The sequence below is a fragment of the uncultured Lactobacillus sp. genome (genome assembly GCF_945290125.1).
In the GTDB taxonomy this organism is placed as follows: domain Bacteria; phylum Bacillota; class Bacilli; order Lactobacillales; family Lactobacillaceae; genus Lactobacillus; species Lactobacillus rizhaonensis.
In genome coordinates this window covers 1-4,064 of record NZ_CALYQV010000100.1, presented here as the reverse complement: position 1 = coordinate 4,064, position 4,064 = coordinate 1, and the positions used below count along the sequence as shown (strand labels likewise).

Here is a 4,064-nt window from a genome sequence, read left to right as displayed (position 1 = left end):
GCAAGTCAGAGGATAAACAGTAATGTGACAAATCATCGAGCCAAACTTAAACTTAGGATTGATTTTTTTTCCTAAAAGGACAGTTTTAGCGTTAGCCACCATCTGGTTGTGCAAAGCTTGAAAACGACGATTGGGCTCATCAACTTGATGTTGAAAATCTTTAGTTCCTTGGTTAATAATTCCGCCATGATTCCAATTTCCTAGTGGAACAGTGAGATCATTAATTTCATTAAAGGGAATCCAATACCTAACATCGTTTTTATAACGAAGCATTACCACTTCAGCAAAATGCATAAAATCTTCAATCGTTTTTCTATAAGACCAGTCTTGACCAATTTTTGTCAAATGCAAAGGAAAATCATTATGATAAATTGTCACCAATGGCTCAATTTTATATTTTTTCAATTCAGCAAAAACCCGATCATAGAATTCTAGTCCTGCTTCATTTGGTTCTTGGTCATTGCCATCTGGGAAAATTCTGGTCCACGCTATTGAAATACGTAGCATCTTTATACCTTCATCAGCGAGCAACTTGATATCTTCACGATAATCATGATAAAAATCAATTGCTTTATGTGAAGGATAATATGTATTGGGAAAAATTTCCGTGGCAATTCTGCGTGGCGTCTCATGAGAGCCGACAGCCATTACATCAGTAATGCTGGGACCTTTACCATCCTCATTCCAAGCTCCTTCTACTTGATTGGCTGCTAATGCCCCTCCCCAATAAAAATTTTCTGGGAACTTTTTTAATTTGCGCATTTTTTCTCCTTTTTAAAATCAACTTGTATATTTTAGCAAAGCTTCCTTGATTCGTTTCAATATCTCATACATTCGAACGTTATCCTTATATGTACCGAGGACAATTCTTAAATGGCCTTCTCCACCCGGTCCGTAATTGTTGCCTGCATTTAAAAACACCCTAGCTTCTTTAATTAGATAACTTTGAACTTCAGCTGCTGTTCCTAACTTTGATACGTTAATCCATCCCAAAAATCCAGATTCTGGTTTAATCATTGAGACTCCAGGAACTGAATTCAAGAGCTCAAAAGCTTTATTTCGACGATAATCATATGCTGTTTCAAAAGTGTTCATAAAAGAAGGATTCTTAAAGGCTTCAACAGCAGCTATTTGAGAAACTGTATTGGTTGCTCCAATCACACTAACCGCAGCTCCATAATATTTATCCATAAAGTGATCGTTTGTCATTATGTAGGCAACGCGATAACCACTAAGACCCATGCCTTTTGATATTGAACAAACTGTGACAGTATTATTGAACATTCCACTTAAAGAGGCAGGTGTGATAAATTCATTTTCGAACGTAAAATCTTCAAAAGCTTGATCGCATACCAACACCAAATTATATTTAAGGACAACCTTTCTAATTGCCTCAAGAGAATCTTTGTTAAAAACAGTTGTGGTGGGATTGTTGGGATGTGTTAAAACAATCATTTTTGTTTTTGACGTAACTAAACCTTCAAGTGCCTTTGCATTAATTTGATATTTTTCTTTTTCTTTTAGTTTAAGATATACCGGTTTTGCTCCAAGTAATTTCGTATTTTGAATATTATTAGGATAACAAGGAACCGGTAAAATTACTTCATCACCCTTTTCTAGAAACGGCATCATTGCAAAAAAAAGACCAGAATCCGAACCAGGCGTTATCAAAATATTACGTTCTGGATCAAGCTTAAGGTGGTTAATTTTTTCCGCCTTTTTAGCGATTTCTTTTTTAAGATTTTCATTGCCAACTGGTGGAGTGTAGTGAGTTGGTTTGTTGCTACTCAATGCATTAATACTAGCTGAAAGCACATTACTAGGAATACAGCGGTCAGGATAAAACGGATCAGCCCAACCCAAAAGATCAACGCCCTGTTTACCAAGTTGTTGGTAACTGTTGCCGACATCAGCTTTTTCAACTGAAGAAAATAAACCGCCTTCAACTTCTGTAAAGTTCGAATTAAATAGTTGCATACATTAATCCTCCTTTAGTGGCATTTCTTCAAAACCAAAAATGATTGTACAGAGAGCGGAGACAATAAAAGCAACAATGAAGGCCGCTACTACATACCAAACATTATTCGGGTCACCAATAAACATCGGTAAAGTAAGAAATGAAGGACCTCCAAGTGCATAACATTTAGCCTTTAAGATACCTGCTAACAAGCCACCCGCTGCTCCACCGATTCCAGCGTAAAGGAATGGCTTTTTTAGTCTTAAGTTAACACCATAAATTGCTGGTTCCGTAACTCCACTTAAAGCTGAGATACATGCTGAAGCGGCAACGGCTTTCGTATCTTTATCTTTAGAACGAAGCCAAACACCAAAAGCTGCTCCTGCCTGTCCCATATTGGAACTGCCCGATGCTGGACTAATATGATTAAATCCATAACGAGAAATACTATCTACTAAAATTGGCACCATTCCATGCTGTAAACCTGTAACAACGATAAGAGAATAAAAAGCACCATATAAAAGACTGGCTAAAATCCCCCATTTATCGAACATTATGTTAACGGCTGATGCTAACTGGGTACCAATAAACTGAGCTGCAGGACCAATTATTAATAAGGCAATTGGTGTTGCAAAAAGTAGGGTAAATGCTGGTACAACAATAATCTTGATTGCTTTCGGAATGACTTTGTTAAGAAACTTTTCAAGATAAGAAGCAAACCAGATTACCAAAATAATTGGTAAAACACTAGTCTGATAATCTACTAGGTGCATCGTGATGCCAAAAAACTGCAAAGTTGTTTTCCCAGCAGTAAGATATTGAATGAAAGTTGGATGCAGCATCGCACCTGCAATTCCCAATGCCACAGCTGTATTCATTTTGAAAATTTTCGATGACGAATATGCTAGTAAAAATGGTAAAAAGTTAAAGACCCCATCGCTGATTACATTTAAAATGATGTAAGTTTGAGATTTATCAGTTAACCAATGGCAGGCCAAACACAGTGCTAAGATTGCCTTGATTAATCCAGAACCAGCAAGAGCTGGTACTATTGGATTAAAAATTCCCGCAACAGTGTTTAAAACATTTGCACCCCAAGTGCCCTTAGAATGTTGTTCCTTTATATTTTTTCCTTCCTCAGAGGGAGAATTATTTAAATAGCTAGCAAATGAGTTATAAACTTCTTCAACCGTGGGGCCTATAACTATTTGCCACTGATTTCCCTTCTTTACTACTCCCATTACGCCTTTAAGATTTTTGATTTTATCACTTTGTACCAGCGTATCATCATGGGCAGTAATACGGAGCCTTGTCATGCAGTGAGTGTGTGACGCAATATTAATTTTTCCACCCATATATTTGACTATATTTTCAACTAATTCGTTATACATTTAATTACCCTCCTTATGCTTCCACTATTAATTCAATTTCAACTAAAGCCTTTTTAGGTAACTCTTTAACTTCTACACATGACCTTGCCGGAAATGATATAAAAGCCCTTTCATAAATTTTATTAAAAATAGCGAAGTTTGACATATCAGTTAAAAAACAGGTAGTTTTAACAATATTTAAAAATGATTTATCCAACTCCGCTAAAATGGCACTTATATTTTTAATAACTTGTTTCGTTTGATTACTGATATCAGCAGAAATAAGTTCGCCAGTATCAGGGTCAATTGGAATTTGACCCGATAAAAAAATTAGATTTTTGGTGACGACTGCATGAGAATATGGTCCAATTGCAGGAGGAGCACCTTTTGCATTAATTTGTTTCATCTTTTTTCCTTTCTATATCTGATTTCATTTTCATAATAATACTAAAATATTTTTCAGTCAATAAATTTTTTTACATTATGATTTGATTTTAGTTCACGCTAGGCGTAGACTGTAATTATCATGCTTTTTTAATTAGTTTTTTCATTGTAATCGATTTATTTTGCAAATTTTAAACGTTACACTTAACAAAAAATATTTTTGGAGGAAAAATGAAATTTTCAAAAAGTGACAAGAATATTCTTAAATCGTACAAAACTTTTATTTCTGCACTCAGTAATTATTTAGGCGAAGGTTACGAAATAGTTCTGCACAGTTTGGAAAATTACGATAA

At 35.3% G+C, this 4,064-nt stretch carries 4 protein-coding genes; all 4 read right to left on the bottom strand.

Annotated elements, in window-relative coordinates; all coding sequences use genetic code 11:
- On the bottom strand, positions 1 to 762 hold a 762-nt coding region (locus Q0K80_RS09990; RefSeq protein ID WP_294605949.1), incomplete at its 3' end, for a family 1 glycosylhydrolase.
- An 18-nt stretch (positions 763 to 780) separates the two neighbouring features.
- The gene (locus tag Q0K80_RS09985; RefSeq protein ID WP_294605946.1) at positions 781 to 1,977 is read right to left on the bottom strand and encodes a pyridoxal phosphate-dependent aminotransferase; all 1,197 of its coding nucleotides are present in this window, start codon (positions 1,975 to 1,977) and stop codon (positions 781 to 783) included.
- Positions 1,978 to 1,980: 3 nt separating this feature from the next.
- The gene (locus tag Q0K80_RS09980; protein ID WP_294605945.1) at positions 1,981 to 3,348 is read right to left on the bottom strand and encodes a PTS transporter subunit EIIC; all 1,368 of its coding nucleotides are present in this window, start codon (positions 3,346 to 3,348) and stop codon (positions 1,981 to 1,983) included.
- Between the two features lie 13 nt (positions 3,349 to 3,361).
- On the bottom strand, positions 3,362 to 3,733 hold the full coding sequence (locus Q0K80_RS09975; protein WP_294605943.1) for a Rid family detoxifying hydrolase: 372 nt from the start codon (positions 3,731 to 3,733) through the stop codon (positions 3,362 to 3,364).
- Positions 3,734 to 4,064: the final 331 nt, after the last annotated feature.

What these genes read in the sequence shown, in the direction of transcription:
- Q0K80_RS09985 (WP_294605946.1), bottom strand. Translation starts at nt 1,977, where the DNA reads ATGCAACTATTTAATTCGAACTTTACAGAAGTTGAAGGCGGTTTATTT.
- Q0K80_RS09980 (WP_294605945.1), bottom strand. Translation starts at nt 3,348, where the DNA reads ATGTATAACGAATTAGTTGAAAATATAGTCAAATATATGGGTGGAAAA.
- Q0K80_RS09975 (WP_294605943.1), bottom strand. Translation starts at nt 3,733, where the DNA reads ATGAAACAAATTAATGCAAAAGGTGCTCCTCCTGCAATTGGACCATAT.